This window comes from Citrobacter sp. C13 (assembly GCF_014596815.2).
GTDB classification, from domain to species: Bacteria; Pseudomonadota; Gammaproteobacteria; order Enterobacterales; family Enterobacteriaceae; genus Citrobacter; species Citrobacter portucalensis.
Map to the genome: position 1 here is coordinate 19,209 of NZ_CP115028.1, position 20,433 is coordinate 39,641.

The window sequence follows — 20,433 nt, forward strand, 5'->3', positions numbered from 1 at the left end:
ACTTCGTGAACTATAATTTAATGCTAACTAATTGATATAAATATAATATGTTATTTCTTTTATTCTAGAAAGACTTTACTTAAAAGACTTATAGTCTTTTAAGTAAAGGGGCATACTTCGTAAAAACGCAACGATGAAAATTTATGGAGAATGCTTATGTCTTTAGAAAATAAGGTAAAATTACTGGAGCGAGTCGCGAAAATCTCTGACAATCTTTGTCGACTAATTTTATGTACGACAGTCCTTATGCTTGTTTACTTCTTAGTCTCAGGTCGTTGATATGACTCCCTTATGGAAACCAATGCCTTATTATGTAATGAGGGATTGTAATGTTCTGAAAAATATAAAGAAAAACAAGGTTTCCACTGGGGTGGCATCCTTGAAAATTTTTATTCTTCTTTGTTTGAAATCCGAAGTGGATGACCAGGGAGGGTATAGCGCTTCAATAACTTATGACCAGTTCACTCAACTTTGCTCATTGAGTCGGAGGTTGATCAGCGAAGGATTGCGTTATCTCGAATCAACCGGGGTGATTGAGACTCTCGGAGAGAGGAAAAAACGCTACATCTTACTCAACTGTAAGCTAGAGGATAAGAAACGTGTACCAGCACCTTTCCATACATCTTACGGCCATTGGTGCAAACTCCCTTATAAAGGCCTTGTGGATGAAAATGGTAGGATAACTGCTTTTGAATCAATGAGTAATAGAAATATTCTTGAGTTAAACTCTCTGAAAATTTTTATTTATCTACTAATGATCAGGTCAGGCGGTAAGGTGTACTCAGCTGTAACCTTAAAAACGATTAAAGATAAGTTACGCCTTTCATATCAAGAGATTATGGTTGCTATTGCGTTTCTTAATTCGGTGGGATTGGTTGAAAAAGTAAGTGTAGGTTCAAACTCAATTGGTAATTACGATGAACGTTTCTCCATTAAGTTTTTGGTTTGTGGTTGGGAGATCTTGGAATGGAAACCTCATTATCTCTCAAGTGATAAAGATGATTGGAAAGAACAATTGCTTAGTGATTATTTCTGATGAAGCCCATCGATGGCGAAGGGCTTCAATGATATCTGCATTTTTTAGTAATGGCTGGTTTGAGCTATTGATTCACTCCAAAGCCGGTTGAACTCAGCCTGATACGTTCCCGCCAGTGCCGGGGCGTTCTGCACCAGTAGCGCATTTTCAGCATTACGACTGTTAGCGCTGGCGGTGTAATTGAATGAGCCGGTTTGCACCGTGTCACCATCCACCACCATAAACTTATTGTGCATGATGGCGTAACGCGCATTAAGGCGAACCGGCACACTCTGATTAGCTAGAAACGTAACAGCAGTGTATCTGTCATTGTTGGCCTTCTCATCGGCTACAACCCGGACTGATACACCACGATTTTTTGCGGCGACGAGCGCCGCCGCAATTGGCTTACTGGTGAAGCTGTAAGCCGCAACATCCACGCTACGCTTTGCGCCATTGATAGTGCTTAACACCACTTCTAAGGCGCTTTGCTGATCTGTGGTGGCGGGAGAAAAACCCACAGTTAAAGTAGCCATCACTGGCGGGGAAAGGGTTATGACCAACGCGAAAAGGATTGATTTACGCATAGTTATTTAATTCCAGGGATTTTAGTTCATCCATTGTATAAAAGCGGAACACGTTGCGGTGCTTTGCTTCCAGCGTGACATGTTGGCTGTTTTCGATAACCTGTTTTATCGTGTCGAACAGCAGCATTAATGCCCGTTTCTTTTGTTCATCCGGCACGATGTAGAACACGAAAAACCAGAGATTTTCTGTTCTCGCTCTCAGGTGGCTGGCGATAATTTGCTGATAGCGGGCTTTTGTTTTTAAGCTACGTTCCGTTTCAATGGCGATCCGTTTGCCATTTGGCAGCGTGATTAATCCGTCAGGCCGGTGCTTCACCTTAAACTGATTTAAAAAGGTGTTACGGTCTCCGTTAATCCAGTCCATCGCGCCTTTTTGTGCCAGCGTAAGGTGTACCAGTTGATTATCCAGATGGTGATCGAGGCTCCAGCCTTTTAACTTCGCCGGTTCAAATCGGGCGGGGAAAATCTTGTCTTCGGGGCTGAGTACGACGGCGATCCCATCCTGGGTTATTCCCCACAGCGTGAGACTGCCGAGGCGAGAGACGAAAACATATTTTTGAATAAGCCCCATTCCTTCCAGTTTATCGAGCAGAAGGTAAAGTGGTTGATGTGCCTTATACCTAAAGAGTTGTTTTAGCGTGTCAAAATCGCTGTAGGTTTCTTCTTTCAAAAAATTAAGAAGCTGTGCCATTTTTTCACTGTTACGGCCTTTGCGTTCTTTATCGCTACTTATCAACATGGCATTCCCTTATTCATCAAAATCAAAAGAAGACGTTTCAACAACCGGCTCAACCGGCGCTAACTCGGCTGTTCTGTTTTTTTCTGCCGCCACTAAAACGGGTGCCGTCTGGGTTGCGGGTGCTTCAGTAAAATCGAGCGGCTTTTTAATCGAGATGGGTGTGATCGGCGTGACGTCATAAACCTGTAGCGGCTGTTTTTTCACTTTCAAGGGTGAGATAAGGGAGGCTCGGGGTAACTCTGTGGCCGTGAAAATATAGCTGACGAACGGAGGCAGGTTTAACAGCATGTTGCTGTCGATATAAAAACGCTCCGCCTGTCGGATTGTGCGCTCGTCGTCTATTACTTCGGTCAGTACCCGATTGGTTTTTGCTTTGCGACTTTCATCGTCCACTAAAATCGTACCGGACATTTTTGCCACCCATAACGCGGTGTCGGGGTCTTGCAGTTTATAAACCAGTTTAAATTTGGCGTTTTCCACTACGGCACCCACCACGGCGTCGCCGTTTAAATCGGCGGGGCAGTCGCGTAAATCGGCAACGGACTGGTGATCCATAATGATATGCACGCCTTTATCTCGGGCAGCACCTAATCCCTCAAGCGCAGGCCGTGATAAATGGTATTTTAGTTCGGCCAGGTGAATAGCAATCGGGCGTGGCGTGGTATTGATTCGGTCGCGTAACTCAGCAAGCTGCATTAACCGTACTAAAATCATGCGTTGAGTTGCGATCACTTTACTGTTGCGCATTGAACCGATGATGTAACAGCAACCGCCGTCGTCAAAAATCTTTTTTAATGCTAACCCCTCCGGGGCATTAATGGAGTTTAATAAAGCCAGCTCCTCTATTTTACCGAAGAATCCTTTAATCGTTTCGGCAATACTCTGCACGAAATCGCTGTTAAACAAATCGCGGATAGTAGCGGTTGGATTTTCATTAATTAGTTGCGCGGTCGCCCGTGCGGCTCTGCGGTCGTCGATACGATAGAAGTCGGCGGCCTCTCCTTTTTCTGCTAGGCTAAACCCCGCAATAAAAAGTTCCTCTAAATGTTCTGCTGTAATGCCATCGATAAGGTTTAGCTGATATTCCGGCTTATTTAAATCAATAAGGTAGAAAGGCTTTGCTGCATCTTCACACGCTTTCCTTATTAAGTGAGGTGCCCATTCGTCATTTTTCGGATCCATTTCAAAAACACCTTCACCTGCTAAAATACTCTGGTAAATAAGTAACCCTGTTGCCACGCCTTTACCTGCACCCGTTGTACCAATGACATCGGCATGTTGTTTTTGCCAGTCACTGAGAGGAATATATTGCGGGTCTCTGTTTTCATTAAGGCCGATGAATACGCCTTTTGCTAAATCAATGAATTGCTCGGGGTCATATTTTTCAGTTGTGGGAAGTAATGCTTTTATTTCTCGCACATCAGTACGCGTATTTCTTTCCAGACTGGTTTTTTTAACCATCTTCCTTTTGAGTTTGTCAATCTCTGGTGAGAGGGCGCGGCGTGCAACGTAATGAAATATCACGCCGACCACAGTAAATGAAATCAATATCGCCCACAAAATTACTGGCGTACTTACTTCCAGTCTTGCCGGGTATAGAAAGCGAAGTACGTAAGAGGTAGCCGGTGATATTGTGCCAAAAATAAAGCATAAGAGTGAGAAGCAGATAATAACACGCTGCCATATTGGTGCTTTTTCGTGTTCATCCCGCTTTAACGGGACAATAAAGGGTAGTGTCAGTCCTGATAACAAAGCTAACAATAGCTGATGCTGTTGCATATAGCCGAAGAACGCCGTGGCGTTATCGACTATGGGCATTAGCTTCTCTGTGATTTTATTAAGCATGTCTTAACCTTTGAATGGTTTCTTTCGGTGAGCTATCTCGGTGAATCCACTCGGTGACAAGCTGTCACCGAGTGGATTCACCGAGTTGTATGGGGATCTGAGAGCGTTAAAGCTATGCCCGCAGGCGGGCATGTTGAGGGGGCTAGAGTCCCCTCAACAAAAGCATGTCTCATTACATGCGGGCTGGACGCCCTTATTTCATGAGACAAGGGGGTAATGTCGCGGCTGGACGCCACGCCAAAACCCCCAAAGGTCAAGTGCGGCAAACCGTCCACGCTACGCGTGACCACCCCCCTTACGAAGTGATTTTGACCTCTATTTTTTCGCCTTCGTCTCAAAATATCGGAAATCACTACTCGTAACGGGGGTGGTCACGCGCAAAGTCGTATTATTCTCGTTCCTCGAATAATGCTCCTAAGCTTGGACGGTTTGCGGGGCTATGCCCCCCAAATAAACCGCTATCGTGGGCGATAGCTTTTTGCTCGCTGGGGCGGCAAAATTTATTCGGCTCCCCCCAACTAACTCGGTTCACTGGGGGTGAACGCTCGTTAGTGGTTTCGGCGACGCCAAATTAACAATTTTTTCAAAATTGAATTTAGCTGCCTCAATCCACTTCCCGTTAACAATTCATTCTGAATTGAACGATAAGTTAAAACCATCGTTAGCAATTTTTCAAAATTGAACGATCAAAACAAATAACATCACATTTCCTCTTTGCGGATTTTGTTTAATATAGTATTTGTTTTATACGAGTCGTATTCTTTTATGTGTGGATGTAGTGTGGAGGCGATTTCTATAAACTTACCCCGTTCATCATTATTCAGGCTGTCAGCGAATTCATGTATTTCCTCGGAAAGAAACTGGTTGTATAAAGTATCGTGTAAACCACAGCGTCGCCCTGCGCTATGTTCCATTCTTGAAATAACAGACTCTGCTATATATACAGCATCTTTAATTGTGGGGTGTTTTATTCTGGTTTTCATTTTTGATTTCCTCTGCAATTAAAAAATCATCCAACGTTGCACCTGAATTTAACCGTTCCTGAATTGAACGCGGAACCCGACCAACACCAGACCATTTTTTAATGGAGTCACCGTCTCTGTACTGATATTTCATCCGGCGGCGGGATTTTGTTTTTATCGCCGCTGCGGTTATTAATTCTTCTGGTGAAAAACCCTCACTGACAATCAGTGCTAATAACTCGCTGCGCTTTTCGTTGCGTAATTGAATGGCTTCTTGTTCTTTTTCCTGCTGCGCCTCCCACTCGCTGATATGCACCTCAAGTTTATTTTGCAGGTCGGTTAATAGCGCGTAGTCGCACCGTTTAATAAACTGGTTCATATTGCGACCAGAGGATAGATAGGTGTAAACATCTTGATATTTAATGTCTGACATAATGAAAGTTACCTAAGCTAATGGGGAGTGGCGGCATGACGCCGCCATATAGGTGAAAGGCTTATTTACGTGGTGGAAACTCAAACGCAGTTTGCCCGGTGGCCTTATCTTTTAGCACCACGAACGCCGAGAACGGCTTACCCGCTTTGCTGGTAAAGCCTTTAATCTCTGCGCTTTTACCTTTACTGATGATGGTTTCAACCTGATTCTTGGTCAGGTTTTTACCCGCTATTGTCGGCCAGATTTTAAAGTCGCACTGAGTACAGCGGAATATTTTAGGGGTCACAATGATGCTGCTACCGCAGGACGGACAGGGTGCGTTTAATCGCTCAAACTGACTCTTTTCACTTTTTTCTTTATCGCTGGCCGTCACGTTGACTGCGCTGACATCGACGTGTTGAAGCTGCTCCGCAATAAAGATTTCCAGCTCGTCTAAAAACGCATCGCAGGTCATTTTCCCCTTTTCGATCTGCTGTTGCTGCTCGTGCCAGAGTGCGGTCATATCGGGTTCGGTAGCGATGGAGGGCAGGGCATGAATAAAGCTGATGCCTAATTCCGTGGGGATAAGCTTCTTTTTTTCCACGGTATAAAAGTTGCGGTTCAGTAAGGTTTTTAACATTTCGGCGCGGGTTGCCGGTGTGCCGATCCCGCCATTTTCCCCCTCAGTGTCTTTGTCCCGGCTGACTAATAAAGCTTTAATACGCGGGTCTTTCACATATTTTGCCACGCGCTGTAAATCACGTAACAGCGTGGCTTCGGTATAAAGTGGCAGTGGTTTGGTTTTCTCCGCTTTGACGGTGACGGTTTTACAGGTTCCGGCATCGTTCACGCTTAGTGCCGTTAATACGGAAAATAAGCCATCGCCATTATCTTTCCCTGGCTCACTCTCGCCGTCGCCACTTTCAGCGTCGCTGTCGCTCTCTTGTAAAAGCGCCGTCCAGCCCATCCCGGTTGTTTTCCTGGCACTGGCCGTGAAGGTGTTGCCCGCTGCGCAAAAACTGACGCTGGCCGCCAGATACGTTTTTTCCGGTAAGAATTGAGCCAGGTACTGCGTGGCAATCGCGGTGTATACCGCGCGTTCGTCCTGGCTCATTTTTGCTGTATCGGGCGCGGTGCCGGTCGGGATAATCGCGGTATGCGCTCCGACTTTACCTTCATTAAAGGCACGGTTTTTTCTGTTGCTGTCGAGGTCGGCCAGAACTTGCGGGGGAAATGTGCCGCTTAATGCTGCACTCACCGCCGCGATAGTCTGAGGCGCATCATTAAACTGTTCGTTATTCAGGTATCGACAATCTGAGCGGTTATAGGTGATCGCCTTAAAGTTATCGCGCAGCGATTGTGTAACGGCCAGCGTTTTTTCAGCGGGCAGACCGTGCTCACGGCTCATGTGAACCTGCAAATCTAACAGCGAGAAGGGCAGCGGTGCCGGTGATGTTTTCGGTTCGGTCTGTGCCTGTGTCACCGTGGCGGGTTGGTGCTGTGTAGTACTGGCGATATTATCAGCGTAGTGCTTATCGATAATGCGTTTTTTATCGTCCGTAGGGGCATCGTCTGGTACGGAAAATCTCGCCGGTATCTCACCTCCGTCGCAACGGGTCAGGTCAAAACCGTTAATCATAAAACCGGCGCTGACAGCGTAATAAAACGCTGCCGCATGGTTTTTGAAGGCTTCATAACGGTGAACGATCAGACCCAGTATCGGTGTTTGTACCCGACCAACCGATAACACATCTTTGCCGCCTTTTTTACGGGCGGCGAGGGTGTAACCACGGGTCATATTGAAGCCAAAGAGTTGATCGCCAACGCTTCTCGCTAATGCGCTTTGGGATAATCCGTAAAACTCGCTGTTGTCGCGTAACTGCGTCAGCGCTTGTCGCGCTTTCTCCGTGTTCAGGTCATTGATAAGGACGCGCTTCACCGGTTTTTTCGTGCCGGTGTACGTCAAAATTTCATCAATTAAAAGCTGGCCTTCGGCGTCGGGATCTCCAGCGTGAACAATCTCACTCGCCTTCTCAATCAGCGCCGCTACCGTTTTAAACTGGCCTGCGGTGCGCTCAATCGGCTGGTAGCGGTGCGGTCGCAGTTTCAGCGGTAAATCGGCCTCGTTCCATTTTTCGTAAGCGGGGTTATGACTTTCAGGCTTGACCAGCTCGAGCAGGTGGCCTGATCCCCACGTCACCACGTCGGTGCCACATTCGATATAACCGCCACGGTTTACACCGTTGCCCAGGGCAAGGGCGATCACTTCACCCAATCCTTTCTTTTCTGCGATAAAAAGTCTCATGATTACCCCCTGATCCGCCCGAATTGACTGATGATTTTGGCTATAGCTGCCGGGTCTGCGGCTTTGCATTCCCCCAAAAGCGCTTTACGCATGTTTGATGTCTTCGATGGGTCAAACCGGCCTTTCTTCTTAAAAGAATTAATGCTGAAAAAGGCTTTTTCGGCACTGCTGCATTCACTGCCGCCGCTATTACCGGTTACTTTGCCGAACATACACAGGACGACCTCGCACGGGTCAGCAGCAAATGAAGGCGCAGAAAAGCCAGCGGTCAGGCACAGGAGTGCCGCCCCGATTGCGGTTTTTTTCATAACGTTTTATTCCTTGAGGTGATTTTGAGACAAACAAAAGACGGCTAACGCCCTCTGGTTGTTCAACGCCGGAAAAACAGATTGAAAATCTGTCTCACCGCCGTTATCGGGAAAAATAAATGTCGGTGGTGTTGCAGGTCAGGCAGTGAGTTTTTGGAAGATAAGAGATAAGCCCTTGTGCGCCGTGTTGTCTCAACCACGCTTTAGCAGCAAAGAACGCGGTCGCATCCGGCGCAGAGACGGCAACGTGTGGGGAATGAGCAACGGCATACCAGACATCAGGCGTCCAAATCTGTCCTTCATCTTGAAAATCGGTGATCACTCTCGACCACTGCCCGGACACGACCGGCGACGGTGTAACAACAATGTTTTCCTGCCATAAAGGCAATGTGCCGTTGGTCGGCGAAAGAGGCTTATCCCACTCGACGGCTGCCGGTTCGGGCGGGGATGAACAGCCCGCGAGTACCAGAAATGCACTGAGTACAACCAGCGGTTTAAAATGTTTCATTCCTGAAATTCTCCATCACACCGGCGCGATGCACCGGCTTAAAGTAAATATCACCCATGCGGCGAATATCGCCGCTCACGTCAATGCTGGCGATGACATCAATGCTGTTCAATACCTTACGCAGCAGTACCGAATAGGGGATGTTCTGGCATTCCATGTTTTGATAACAGCGTTCCGCCAGCCCGTTAATGGCCTCTTCCGGGCTACCTGCGTGCAGAGAAGTGATCAGCCCTTCATGCCCCGAGCCGATGATTTTCAGACAGTCCCAGGCTTCACCTCCGCGCACCTCGGCCAGTAAAATACGGTCAGGGTTCATGCGGTAGTTTGCCCGTACCAGACTGGCTGGGGTCACAATGGCTTTTTCTCCCGCATCGGCGGGGTAAAAAAGATGCACGTAATTTTCATGGCCATAAAAGCGCGTCTCCGGGTTGTCCTCGATAGTCACCAGTCGCAGGTTGACGGGGATATACCCGATCATCGTTTTCAGGTAGGTTGTTTTCCCCGACCCCGTACCGCCCACGATGATGATGGTCTTGCCATATTCGACACACTTCTCCATAAAAGCGGGAATAGCTCCGGCATTGTATAAACGTAAAAGTTCGTCATCATGGCTTGCTGTTTTCTCCTTACCCGTGACCCGGTCGTAAAAGCCGCCGTCGATATAGGACTGGTGGGGAATTTGTATCAGGGAAGGCTTGCGGATAGTGATCGACACCGTATCTCGCTCACAAGCCGGAGGCATCACCACCTGGCAACGTTCGCCAGATTCGAGCGTGGCGGACAGCACTGGCGATGTATCATCAATATGGTCCCCCTGATAGTTGGCAAGCGCAGTGGCAAATGTCTGACACTGTGCCAGCGTGAGCGGAACGGCGTGTTTTTGCCACACTCCGCGGATTTTGGTAAACAGCTCTCCGGGGCGGTTTACCGCGATTTCGGTCAGGCCATCGAGGTGAAGAAAATCCCCGAACATGCGCTGTTTATGCTGGTCGAGTGAAATGTTACTGACGCCCATAATGCCCTCCTTATTTGAGTTTCAGGCTGTAGACGCCTGAAAAATCGATGTCTGAACCGGTCATGATGCCGATGATATCGCCCTGATTTTTGTAGATGGTTGGCGGGATATTGATGCTGTTATCCAGCGCCGTTTTTGCCATTTCAGCGGCGGCAGCGCGTGAATTTTCCGTGTAATCGGTATTGCGGTCTTTCGACGGGGCGGAACTTGCCGCCGCTGCGGCTACGTCCTGCACGGTACTTAGCATCATTGCGTTGCCGAAACGCTCCCAGAAATGCGTGTCGATCCAGCCATCAATACCGGCCTCGCCGAGCTGGCCCACGACCTGAGAATCAACCATCGGGATTTTTAGCCTGTCCGGGGTTCTGAGTTCCGTCCACATCACGAACATCCTCGCCTGGCCGTGATTGAGTGTGCCGGTCTTGTAGACGCCACGGGCGCGGGTGCCTGCTGGTATCAGCCGTACATGGGTGCTTTCACTGTAAACGTCCTCAGATATCAGGCAGGAAATACGCCCGGCAACGTCGGACACAAAGCGGGTTTGAAGCGTACAGGGAATATAGGTATCGACCGGAATATACAAATCCGGGTCAAGCCGCATACGTTGTACGCCGGTTACGGTGGAAACTGCCGGTGCCACACCAGGTGATGCCTCCGCCCCGACAGGACAGGCCAGCTTTCCGCTGGCATCCATGACCAGCGGCACCGTGCAAGGTGTATAAGGTTGCGCGGTCGCGGGAGATACGCTGTGCTCTGTGGTACTGCGTTCAGCCGTGCGCGAAACTGTGGCGGTTTGGCCGCTGCTTTGCGTGCTGGCCATCGCCGCCAGTGCCATAGACTTGTTAAATGAGACGGGCGGAGCGGCGGCACGAGGAAGGTTTGTTGTGGTATCGGTCGAAGCTGTGTCCTGCAACCCCAGCGGGTTTTCAGCCATTCCCATGCCCTGACGTTTCCGTCCGTAACTGACATCATCCGGTGCCGTTTTTGCCTGTTCAGCCTTGGGGGCTGGGGCGCTCATGAAATGGTTATAAGCCCAGTCACCCATCCAGGCTAATACGATAAGCGCCGCTAAAAGCAGTATTCCCAGCGTCATAAGACGATTTTTACCGCGCTTTTTGAGGCTGTTTACCTCGGGTTGGTCGGGTTTAACGTCCTCCACCGGCGCAGACTCTTTACGCTGTGCCTGCGCCCGTTCGCGTGCTTCAACTTCCAGCTCGGCCACCGTTTTTTCTCTCTCGGATGAAGGGTTTTCGCTCCCATCGAGAGGCGTTGGGTTTTGCGTATCCGTCATGGTTTTTCCTCCAGTTTAACCGCCGGTGAAACGGTGCTGCCGTTGCTGACCGTTGCCAGACCAAATCCCTGATTAACAATGCCCACCACGGCGTCGCCGTAGCGTAAGACCAGCTTTGGAGCCAGCGAGTGAACGACCATCACGCGATAGTTTCCCTGTTGCGAGAACGACGGGATGGTCGTTTGTTCTTTGCCGTTGACGAGCAGGAAGGGACTCGGGATCTTTTTCAGCGGTGAAAAGCCCAGGTAAGTAAAGCGGCCATCGTCATAGGCAAAGTCCGGCATAGCCATTTCACTGCCCTGCTTCACACGCTGCGCATAGTTCCAGTTTCGCGGTGTAGTGGCGGCATTAAACGCTTTGGCGATGCGGCTTTTTTCCTGCGCCTCCGTCAGCTCCTTTTGCCGCGCCTTCACGGCTTCCATGCTGGCCTTACGGCTGGCCTCGGGATAATTCCAGGTCACAACAAACGCCAGACTGCTTGCCGGTGCGCCTTCATCGAGTACGTTAAGTTCCAGGCTGTAGAAGTGTGCCGACGTGGTGACAAACAGGTTGGTTTTCCAGTCTTTCGACTCGGGTAAAAATGCCTGCTGGGCGGTTGAGCCGTCCGCATCCGTCACCGGCTGCGTGATGGGGGCGGGGCGAATATAGACGCGGTTCGCCTCCTTTGTTACCGCCCATCCTTTAATGAAGCCGACTTCGGTACTGATCACCGCTTCATCATCGGCAAAAACTAACGTGGTGACGTAACCGGCGCGGGTGTTGATCACCGTGCTGTTTTGCACGTTGTACGCCACCTGCTGCATACGGCTGTCGTACCGGCTACCCTGCGGGGTTGCGGCTCCCCACGCCGATGAGCAGAGCATCAAAGTGAGAATGACGAATAGATTACGCATTATTCTTTCCTCAGTTCTTTGTCACGCTGGTAACTGGTGACGATGAAGCCCAGCGGATTACTCTCACGCTGCGCGTCAGTCAGCGCCTTGTGTGGCACGTAGTGGTATGTCAGACGAACGTTCCAGAATTCGACGCGCGTAGCGCCGTCAACAACGTGGCGGATGGTTCTTTTCAGTCGGAGGGTTGCCAGCATATCGGGCGCGGTAGCCTGGCTGATGATATTGGAAATGACCTCAGTTTCCACCACGTTAGCCGCATTCTGATACACCTTGTCGGGTGCATCCTGTCCGGCGAACCAGGCAAGATAGTCCGCATTGACCTGTCCGCTGTTAAAGAGCTGCACCGTGTCATAATTGCTTTGCAGGGCGAAATAGTTGTATCCCTCCCGGAGCGTGGCGTAATTGGCGGCGAAGGCTTTCGCCATTGCCTCCTCGGTCGCAATGTCTTTTTCTTTCACTCGGGTGACGTATTCCGCCCGCCCGCTGTGGCTGTCTACGGTGTAAAGTTCGACCTCCGTGTGTTTTAGCGGAAGCATGACAATGACGGCCACAACGGAAAGTAAGGCAAATACCGTGGCGACGGCGGCGATAACAAAGGCGAGTTTTTTAGCCCGCGCATCGCGTGTCAGCATCACTTTTTCAAACGACTGCGAGGCATTCAGCATTTTTTGTAATTCAGACATTATTCACCTCCTGCATAACGGAAGCGGAATTAACGGGTTGAAGGTCGCCGGAAACATCCGGCGGGAAATGGTTTTGCTGTGCGCAGCCCGCAAGGGTGCACAACATCATAAATATGATGAAGCGTTTCATGGTTTAGGTTCCTGAAAGGATTAAAAAGTAATGAGTCGTGCGATGGGAACAGGTGTGGCGGGATATCTGCTAGTTCTGGGCTTTCATTTTCTCCACTGCGGCTTTTGCCGATGCTTTGGCATTACTGGCCGATGAGCCTTTGAGGTTATTCGCTGCCTTATCGCCAATACTGCCTAAAGCATTCCCCACGGGCTTTCCTACGGTACTTGCGGCTTTTTTCGCTGCGCCCCCGCCTGCCATTAGCCCCATTTTAGCCGCGCCCTGTACCACACCCTGTACGCTAGCCCCTGCCAGTGAACCGGCAATTTTTGCCGATAACCAGACTACGAACCCGGAACCGATACCGGCAAGGCAACACTGTGCGGCCAGCGTTACAATGTTGTTGGCATTAGCCCCGACGCTTGCTTTGTCCAATATGTTACTAAGGTATTCAATCGCGATCCGTAAAGATAAGGCCGAAAACATGAGGGTCAGGATAGCGGTGAAGATTACCTGGAGCCAGTTATTGAACATCGGTCGCAGAAAACCGTAGATAAGGCAGAAAATGAATATGGGTGCCGTTGTTGTCATTAATAACAACATTATTTCAGCCCCCATATTAACAATGGTGGCGATAATTAAGGCTACTATTGTTCCCCCCCAAACTAATAGCTCAGCAATGCCGCCATTGAGTTGCACATAGGTTGAATTATCTAGGTTAAATAAGGTTTGCCCCAGCGTCTGAGCTTTACTCCAAAGTGTATCTAGTAAAACCCAGACATTTTCACTTCCGCTGAAACCATCTTTTAAACCGTTAATGGCAGCAACCGAGGCGTCTAGGTAGCCATCTGCATTAGTGACAAATGCTAGGATGATCCCCATTCGCGCCAAGTCCCACGCTACGTCCTCTACCGGGGTATGTAGCTTCCCCGCCAGTGTCTGATAGCCACGCCAAAGAATGTACAAAGTGGCAGAACCGGTAACTAATCCTGACATCAGCGTTGAATACAGGGACATTTGCCCCTGTAAAACACTGTTTAAGCCATTCATTACAGCGGCATCCATTCCAGAGAAAACACCTTCGCTACTCATGACTTTTATTCTCTGGATGCATCCTGCTTTTTACGTACTCTGTTTGCACTTTTTGTAGTCCAGCTACAACGTCAGGCTCATTCATTGACCTTTTGGAAGCATTCACAACAGGGATGCACCGCTCACTGCTGAATGTTTGGGTTTTCAAACAATCGGCATAGTCTTTTATTAATTCGTCATGATGAGCCATATACCACTCTTCAGTTTTTTTCTCTTCACAACCACCTAAAGCAAACAGGCTTAAAACAAGCAGGGAGGATAAAATAGTGCGGTTATTAATCGTCATATGAAAAATCCTTGTCATAAGTTGTTTAAATCAGCTACCGGCGCACTCAGTTGTTGCTGTCGGTGGGCTTTTTGTCGCTGCGATGTCAGCATTTGATCACGCAGTTCCGACTGTTTCACGCTCATTTCCCACTGCGTGGTCAGCGCGTTTAACTGTACACTTTTTGACGTTATGGTGTTCGCCAAATCCTGTGACTCTTTAGCGTCTTGCGACATTTCTATACGACTTACAAGGGTGGAAATATCACTCACTGTACTGTTGATCTTCTCCTGTACCGCAGTGGTATCTTCGACGGCCACCGCCCGGTTAATGACGATTTGTTTACAGGTATCAGCATAGCTTTGGGTCTGCGTAGCATCACAGGTGTCAAACATCTTGTACTTGCTGTACAGGCCGTTTAGCGCACTGCTGTATGACCCGCCGGAGTTCGTCAGCAGGTCGTTGAGTGAAATGCCGTTTTTTTGCAGGTTTTTAAGGTCATTAGACAGCCCCTTAGCCTGACTCAAAAAGTCCTGTACGTTGCGTACGCCGGTCGCGGTCGCCAGTTGCGATTTGTAGGCATTAAGCTGGGATTTATACTGTTCCACCGTTTTAAGCCAGTTTTGGGCGTCGGTCGCGTATTGAATCTGACGTAACGGATCAGCATCAACCATGACAGGAATACCGGCATAGGCTGTCAGTGATGGACACAGCAAAGCCCCCGCAAGACAGGCGGCAGACAGAGTTTTCAGTTTCATGTTATTTCCTTTCAGAGTGCGAGTTGCAGGTAGCGTTCCAGCCAGTCGTCCGGCTTCATGCCGTCCTGAAACACAGAGTCAAAAATTTCGAGGTTGTCAGCGCTGCTACTTAACACTTTTGTATAAGTACCAAGCCCGGACAGGTCAAGGGTGACGAGTGCCGCAAAGTTGCGTAAGTCACCTTTTTTCAGAGGACTTTTCACTATCACGAACTGGCGTGACAGCGGATCGAGGTTCTTGATGATATCGAAGATTTCCGGGGCGACTTTCAGGCCGTCAACATAGTCTTTGCGGTCAGCCTTCGGGTTTGCCGTAAAGATTTGCGTGCCGCACTGCTCCACCACGGCAGGAGATATCGGGTTAATCAGTATTTCAGCCGGTGATTGTGTGCCAGGAATAAACACGCCATTCAGTTTGCGGATGACTTTCAGCACGTTAAAGGCGAAATCAGAAAAGACCGGGTCGTTGAGCCATTTCCAGAATTCATCCATGAAGATCACCAGGCGTCGCCCGTCGAGCAAGCTGGTGACGCGATACAGCAGGTAAAACGAAATCGGCGCACACACGTCGGCATCGTCCAAAAATTCCGTGCCATCGATGCCGAAATTGTCGCATTCGCCAATATCAAAGGTGTCCAGGTCATTATCGAAAACCCAGCCGTATTCGCCACCCTGCGCCCACTGTGACAACCTGACGCGTAACCCGTTTTCCTGCGCTTCCTTCGTTGGCGGCTCGGTAAGGTTCTCCAACAGCCGGGTAATACCAAACCCACGGTGTTCAGCCGGTAGCTCCTTCATGACCGCATCCACTGCCTGACTAAGACGCAGCTCGTCGCGCGGGAACAAGGTTTGTCCGTTGCGGGTGCAGAGTATGCGCATCAGCTTCTTGATGAAGTTCAGATTGCGTTTGGTCGGTGGAAGCCGGAAGGGATTCCAGCCGGTAGGCTCACCGCTTTTCACCTTATAATACTGGCCACCCAACGCCCTTACGTTGAGTTCTGCCCCCCTGTCCTTATCAAAATAAACGGTAGTAAGACGCTGCGTTTTAGCCTGCGGCGAAAAACTCCGGGGTTGCCGATATTTCTGCATCATGACCTGAATGAATGCCATCAGCATTGTTTTGCCCGAACCGGCGGTGCCGATAACGCTGGTATTGCCTAGATTTTTCTCGTTGAAATCATCCTTATTGAGCATTGAGTTGTGCAGGTTCATGTAATACGCCCCGCCCGATGGGGTTTTGAGAACGCAAAGCGCTTCACCCCAGGGGTTCTTATCCCGTTTCCCCGTATAGAAGTTATGGAATGACGCCAGTTCTGCAAAATTCTGGCTGCTGATGGGGACAAGTCGCGGCCTTAGCGTGTACACCCCCGGCATTTGTGCCAGGTAGGCAGCGGGCAGCGACAACGTGGAGAGCGTCGGGGTGATACCCAGATCGGTGAAGGCGTTGATCAGGCTGTTTGTATCTTTAATCAGCCGTTCTGTACCGGGTGCCGATACCATCAGGGAAAAATGATATTTACCAAAGGCAATGTGTCCGGCCTGCAACATGTCCAGGGCAACAAATAAGTCTTCCTGCTGCGAAATGGCATCATCTTCCGTGCTGCGTAAACGCTTGGCCGTCTGCTTGATGTGCTTTTGCGCTTCATCTTTCGCCATACAGGTAAAAGACTGGGTGATCACATAGTCACACGGGGCATACAGCAACACGTTCATTATCCCGGTGAAGGATTCCGGCGCGTAGTCTTTCACTTCCAGCCCACGGAAGAAGGTCTTTCCGTTTACGTTATTGCTTTGCCCGGCATCGCCGGTGAAAAACAGGTCGGTTGTGCCGAGCGTTTCATAAAATGGCGTGCGCGTAACGGCTGTTTTCTGCCAGACGCCGCTTAACAGCCGCCGATAGAAAGACAGTTGCGACGAAAACACGCGGCCATTTTCTTCATACGCCCCGAGTTGGTTCGCGGTGAAACGCGACAGGGACGTGCCGACCGTCTGGCAGATCTCCAACATCTCTTTTAATGCACTGTCTAACGCATGTTGCTTCTGTCCGTCGGACATCCGTTTGCGCTCGACCTTATCCAGTCCGACAAAGGGCATATAACAGGCGGTGAAGAACAGGCGATTATGGCGGAAAGGATGGTTTTCAATCGTCGAGTAGTACCGTTCGCTGACCGTATCGGCAAAATCGTTACCCGAATGCCCGTCAAAGTGATCGTGGTACGTTTCACGGATATTGTGAACGTAAAACGTCACCGGTCGCCCTTCAAAGGACTTAATCAGGTTATTAAACTGACCAGACAGTATGTCGAGATTTTCTTCCGTATCACATTCAAACGCCGTTCCGCCAATTTCCCACGTTGCGATCAGGTCGCTACCTCGGGTTTTAATGACGTTTTCATGAATGTGCGACGAATACGGAATGTGCTTGGTGAGCGTGACCCGTTCGTTAAGTCGCATAGTGTTGATGAACTCCGTGATGTCTACGGCGTCGTAGTCGTTCGCCAGGAACGCCGTTGCGCCGTAGTGGGTGTTGCACGTCTTATTGCCCCGCGTTTTCAGTTTTAAAAAGGCTAATCCGAAAATGTGGGCATCCTTTCGAGCCATCTGGTTCATGACAAACCAGCTTACCGGCAGGAACAGCAACAAAAGTTTAGTGAGGTATATCGCCAGCAGGATAATTGCCCCACTGACGATAACTAACGGCACCATCGGAATGCCAAACAGCATAGCGGGGCGCGTCAGGGCTTTATTCAGCGTGACCATTTCCGCCCCTTAGCTCATCAACAGAGCGCCGATTTCTGCACCGCTGGCAATAAGAATGCCGCCAATGATGATCCCTTTACAGTCGTGAAGGCTTTTGCCGTCCCATAACACTTTGTAACCCACCCAGATAACAGCGATGGTAATGGTGACGATGGCCAGACCGGTGAGGCCAGACGAGATTTTTTCCAGCAACGTTTCGGCTTTGGCGAACCCGTCCGCGAATGCCGGTGAGGACATAGCAGCAGAGGCCGCGACAGCAGCAAGGTGAGCAGGAGCGTTTTTGATAGAGCGTAAAATTTTCATGATATTTCCTTATTTAGATGTAGTGACTACAAACTCCCCCCGCACAACCTGTGACGGGAAAGAAACGGGTGTAGCCTGGTTAGGTGACGCTTGCGCGCCGGAGGTGATGAGATCGCCGCGTACAATACCTTTGGGGTAACGTATCTGCGGCGTGGGTGCTGCATTGCCTGGTGTGGCGTTTTGCTTTTCTTGATCGGCCTTGCTGGAAGGCACGACATATTTTTGCGCGGGTTTGTAACCCATCCGCTGTACATAGCTGGTTTTGGAAAATGCGGCTTCGGGCTTCTGGCCGGTATCAAAGTTGCCGGAGTAATAGCAACTCAGCGCCCTTTTCAGGGTGCCGCCCCGGAGGTAGCAGTCAGTGATGATTTTTTCGAAGACGGTCAGGTTGGTGCAGGGATTAAACAGTTGTTTTGCAGTGACACCGTAACGGGAAAAATTAGCCTGGTTGATTTGCATCAGACCAACTGAGTAATTTTTACCTTTCGCCTTGAGCTGGTCGATATGATCAAGAGCGTCATTTATGTTGCTGGGGAAAAGCCCTTTTTTCTGGCCGACAACCCCGATAGCAAAGGGATTCAAGCCAGATTCGACCCTAGCTACATCATGCGATGTATCCGGGTGAATGGTTGGGGCGCATTGCATGGCCAGAGTCAGAAGCACGGCGGATGAAATCATTTCTCCTCCTATTAGATGGTTTATTCCTCTTCAGCGGGGGGAGCCTTCTGCAACTGGTTAAGCAGTGAGGCATGGCCTTTTTTGGTGAATTCATCAATCAGGTAGTGAAGGAATGTTGTTGTCTTGATATTGGTGTTGGATAAATAACTGATTTCACGAGCATGTTTTGCTAACAGTTGGTAACGCTGTTGTCCGATATAAATCACCGACGTACTCGTTGGCTCGCCCAACTTCTTTTTCGGCATGGGGATGGTTACTCCTATTAAAAAGACACCGCAGGGTATCGCCCGCAGTGCTGGTATGTATAAAAAATGAGGTCGGGTTTAAGGGTTAGACGATTGCAGCAGGTGTGAAAAAGCAACCTGCCGTTGTTCTATCGACTTGATAAGCGAGATTTCCTGAATTTTTAGCAGCAAAGTGGACGAGATATTACGGCACTCAATAGCTTGATCGTCATTGTTCAACGCAATCAGCCGAGCGCATTCAATCGCTGATATCACTTTCTGGGGAACGGTGCAGGCATCGGAACCGAAGCGAATGAAGCCGACAGCCCCAGGGATAGACGAAATTGTTGAGGTGTGGATTTTATTGATATCAAAAGAGAGGAACAAATAATTAGGGAACAACACTTTTTCCTCGATCCGAACCGAATTGCAGTCGGTTCGGTGAGAGACTCTTACATAGCGAGGGCAAAAAACACTAACCCCTAATCCATTGACTCTTTTAGTGATTTTACCAACATCCTGAGCCTTGCAGTACAGCACATACCATAAGTTCATGTTCCCATCCTTGTGGGCACAAGCCCCCATTTTCCGCCGTGCTAGCTTGGCGGAAACTAGAACGAGCGTACTCATAAACATGATAAAACAACTGTATATAAATACAGTAATGTTATTATATTCAGTTGTTTTGGTGTGTCAATCTAAAGAGTCTTAGAGATTACATTACTTTATGATACAAAATCAACCATGATTCGTATTGTGGACATTGATATCGAATGCGCCTTGTAAGATTAGACTCCCAAAAAGGGGGTGAACATGGTGCCGAAAAGATTGCGAGAAGCGCGAGAGGCTGCGGGGATATCGCAAGAAAAATTATCTCAACTTATTGATATAGATGGTAAAAACTCAAGATCGAGGTTGTCGAGTTACGAAGTCGGAAGGACGGAACCCCCTTTTAGCTTGGTAGTTAAAATCGCAAGACTGCTGGATTATCCTGAGTATTATTTTTATACAGTGGATGACGATATGGCTAAGAATATGCTTGAGGTGCATCGTAATAGGGTTAACCCAGAAGAAAACCTTCAATACTATACTTTGGAGGAAAATAAAAAATTACGTAAACAGAATGAAGAAGCCAGAAAATTATTAAAACAACTAAACGAGTGCTTGAAAGACTAGCCAGCACAGCTCGCCGCAGCCTTTGATTGAGGCGGAGCGCAGCCATAGGCGAGCACTGAACACTCAAAGCGAGGAAGCGGAATTTTCACTGAATTAACAAAGAAATGCGTTCACTCTGAATCTACATAGACAAGAGAAAACACCTGTTGATATTCACAATATTAATAATGTTTAGACTCAATATCTCTATGAATTGATTAGGTAAATTAGATATGTTCTTTGCGGGATCTTTTGGTGGGGGAATTGATCGTTGCTTCACTACGTGGTAATTTACCTGCGTTTACAAGTATTCATACGGGTGGGACGTTCCCGGTAATAGCGTCTAGGGAAAGGGTGATAGGGGCAAAAGCCACACCCTGAATGCAAAAACCCCCTGAAATCCCAACTCGAACTTGGCGGAACGAAGGATATTCAGGGGGTCGAAAGCAGGCGCGGCGCCTGAAAAGGATTATAGCAAATGCGTAACCTAACACAACCCCCCCACACCGCCATAAGTGCTGGCGGGT

Annotated in this window: 22 protein-coding genes; 2 read left to right on the forward strand and 20 right to left on the reverse strand. The window is 49.0% G+C overall.

Annotated elements, in window-relative coordinates:
- Positions 1 to 280: 280 nt before the first annotated feature.
- Positions 281 to 1,036: a hypothetical protein gene (locus tag IB222_RS26200; RefSeq protein ID WP_223240927.1), complete on the forward strand. Its 756-nt coding sequence runs from the start codon at positions 281 to 283 to the stop codon at positions 1,034 to 1,036.
- Between the two features lie 44 nt (positions 1,037 to 1,080).
- Here IB222_RS26200 and IB222_RS26205 read toward each other — a convergent pair whose 3' ends face one another.
- The 20 genes from IB222_RS26205 to IB222_RS26300 form a co-directional block, all read right to left on the reverse strand.
- Entirely contained in the window at positions 1,081 to 1,602 is a 522-nt protein-coding gene (locus IB222_RS26205; protein WP_040118353.1) for a phospholipase D family protein, read from the reverse strand.
- Positions 1,595 to 2,341, reverse strand: a complete 747-nt coding sequence (gene mobC / locus IB222_RS26210) for a MobC family replication-relaxation protein (RefSeq protein ID WP_040118352.1) — start codon at positions 2,339 to 2,341, stop codon at positions 1,595 to 1,597. The genes IB222_RS26205 and mobC overlap by 8 nt, the downstream gene beginning before the upstream one ends.
- 9 nt (positions 2,342 to 2,350) lie before the next feature.
- Positions 2,351 to 4,186 (reverse strand): TraM recognition domain-containing protein, encoded by a 1,836-nt coding sequence (locus IB222_RS26215; protein ID WP_095661765.1) that lies wholly within the window; start codon positions 4,184 to 4,186, stop codon positions 2,351 to 2,353.
- Positions 4,187 to 4,887: 701 nt separating this feature from the next.
- The gene (locus IB222_RS26220) at positions 4,888 to 5,169 is read right to left on the reverse strand and encodes a hypothetical protein (protein ID WP_050296641.1); all 282 of its coding nucleotides are present in this window, start codon (positions 5,167 to 5,169) and stop codon (positions 4,888 to 4,890) included.
- Entirely contained in the window at positions 5,138 to 5,581 is a 444-nt protein-coding gene (locus tag IB222_RS26225; protein ID WP_050296640.1) for an H-NS family nucleoid-associated regulatory protein, read from the reverse strand. The genes IB222_RS26220 and IB222_RS26225 overlap by 32 nt, the downstream gene beginning before the upstream one ends.
- Before the next feature lie 61 nt (positions 5,582 to 5,642).
- Entirely contained in the window at positions 5,643 to 7,865 is a 2,223-nt protein-coding gene (locus IB222_RS26230; protein ID WP_050296639.1) for a type IA DNA topoisomerase, read from the reverse strand.
- 2 nt (positions 7,866 to 7,867) lie between these two features.
- Positions 7,868 to 8,173 carry a conjugal transfer protein gene (locus tag IB222_RS26235; protein ID WP_095661764.1) on the reverse strand — a complete coding sequence of 102 codons (306 nt, stop codon included), beginning with the start codon at positions 8,171 to 8,173 and terminating at the stop codon, positions 7,868 to 7,870.
- A 103-nt stretch (positions 8,174 to 8,276) separates the two neighbouring features.
- Positions 8,277 to 8,681 carry a cag pathogenicity island Cag12 family protein gene (locus tag IB222_RS26240; protein ID WP_050296637.1) on the reverse strand — a complete coding sequence of 135 codons (405 nt, stop codon included), beginning with the start codon at positions 8,679 to 8,681 and terminating at the stop codon, positions 8,277 to 8,279.
- The gene (virB11, locus tag IB222_RS26245; protein ID WP_050296636.1) at positions 8,668 to 9,696 is read right to left on the reverse strand and encodes a P-type DNA transfer ATPase VirB11; all 1,029 of its coding nucleotides are present in this window, start codon (positions 9,694 to 9,696) and stop codon (positions 8,668 to 8,670) included. Before virB11 ends, IB222_RS26240 begins: the two co-directional genes overlap by 14 nt.
- A gap of 10 nt (positions 9,697 to 9,706) precedes the next feature.
- Positions 9,707 to 10,987 (reverse strand): VirB10/TraB/TrbI family type IV secretion system protein, encoded by a 1,281-nt coding sequence (gene virB10 / locus IB222_RS26250; RefSeq protein ID WP_040118347.1) that lies wholly within the window; start codon positions 10,985 to 10,987, stop codon positions 9,707 to 9,709.
- Positions 10,984 to 11,880, reverse strand: coding sequence for a P-type conjugative transfer protein VirB9 (gene virB9, locus IB222_RS26255; protein ID WP_117343855.1), 897 nt, complete (start codon positions 11,878 to 11,880; stop codon positions 10,984 to 10,986). The genes virB10 and virB9 overlap by 4 nt, the downstream gene beginning before the upstream one ends.
- The gene (locus tag IB222_RS26260; protein ID WP_032490880.1) at positions 11,880 to 12,563 is read right to left on the reverse strand and encodes a type IV secretion system protein; all 684 of its coding nucleotides are present in this window, start codon (positions 12,561 to 12,563) and stop codon (positions 11,880 to 11,882) included. The genes virB9 and IB222_RS26260 overlap by 1 nt, the downstream gene beginning before the upstream one ends.
- Before the next feature lie 199 nt (positions 12,564 to 12,762).
- On the reverse strand, positions 12,763 to 13,764 hold the full coding sequence (locus tag IB222_RS26265) for a type IV secretion system protein (RefSeq protein ID WP_095661763.1): 1,002 nt from the start codon (positions 13,762 to 13,764) through the stop codon (positions 12,763 to 12,765).
- Complete coding sequence (locus IB222_RS26270) at positions 13,757 to 14,050, reverse strand: EexN family lipoprotein (protein WP_032490877.1); 294 nt, start codon at positions 14,048 to 14,050, stop codon at positions 13,757 to 13,759. The genes IB222_RS26265 and IB222_RS26270 overlap by 8 nt, the downstream gene beginning before the upstream one ends.
- Before the next feature lie 14 nt (positions 14,051 to 14,064).
- Positions 14,065 to 14,787 (reverse strand): type IV secretion system protein, encoded by a 723-nt coding sequence (locus tag IB222_RS26275; RefSeq protein WP_050296633.1) that lies wholly within the window; start codon positions 14,785 to 14,787, stop codon positions 14,065 to 14,067.
- Positions 14,788 to 14,798: 11 nt separating this feature from the next.
- Entirely contained in the window at positions 14,799 to 17,546 is a 2,748-nt protein-coding gene (locus tag IB222_RS26280; RefSeq protein WP_032490875.1) for a VirB3 family type IV secretion system protein, read from the reverse strand.
- A 9-nt stretch (positions 17,547 to 17,555) separates the two neighbouring features.
- Positions 17,556 to 17,849, reverse strand: coding sequence for a TrbC/VirB2 family protein (locus IB222_RS26285; RefSeq protein WP_032490874.1), 294 nt, complete (start codon positions 17,847 to 17,849; stop codon positions 17,556 to 17,558).
- A 9-nt stretch (positions 17,850 to 17,858) separates the two neighbouring features.
- Complete coding sequence (locus IB222_RS26290) at positions 17,859 to 18,527, reverse strand: lytic transglycosylase domain-containing protein (RefSeq protein ID WP_032490873.1); 669 nt, start codon at positions 18,525 to 18,527, stop codon at positions 17,859 to 17,861.
- A 20-nt stretch (positions 18,528 to 18,547) separates the two neighbouring features.
- Complete coding sequence (locus tag IB222_RS26295) at positions 18,548 to 18,772, reverse strand: hypothetical protein (RefSeq protein ID WP_008815931.1); 225 nt, start codon at positions 18,770 to 18,772, stop codon at positions 18,548 to 18,550.
- Positions 18,773 to 18,850: 78 nt separating this feature from the next.
- Positions 18,851 to 19,306 carry a transcription termination/antitermination NusG family protein gene (locus tag IB222_RS26300; RefSeq protein WP_016361119.1) on the reverse strand — a complete coding sequence of 152 codons (456 nt, stop codon included), beginning with the start codon at positions 19,304 to 19,306 and terminating at the stop codon, positions 18,851 to 18,853.
- A gap of 258 nt (positions 19,307 to 19,564) precedes the next feature.
- Between IB222_RS26300 and IB222_RS26305 the strand changes: the two genes are divergently transcribed.
- The gene (locus IB222_RS26305) at positions 19,565 to 19,927 is read left to right on the forward strand and encodes a helix-turn-helix transcriptional regulator (RefSeq protein ID WP_008815933.1); all 363 of its coding nucleotides are present in this window, start codon (positions 19,565 to 19,567) and stop codon (positions 19,925 to 19,927) included.
- Positions 19,928 to 20,433: the final 506 nt, after the last annotated feature.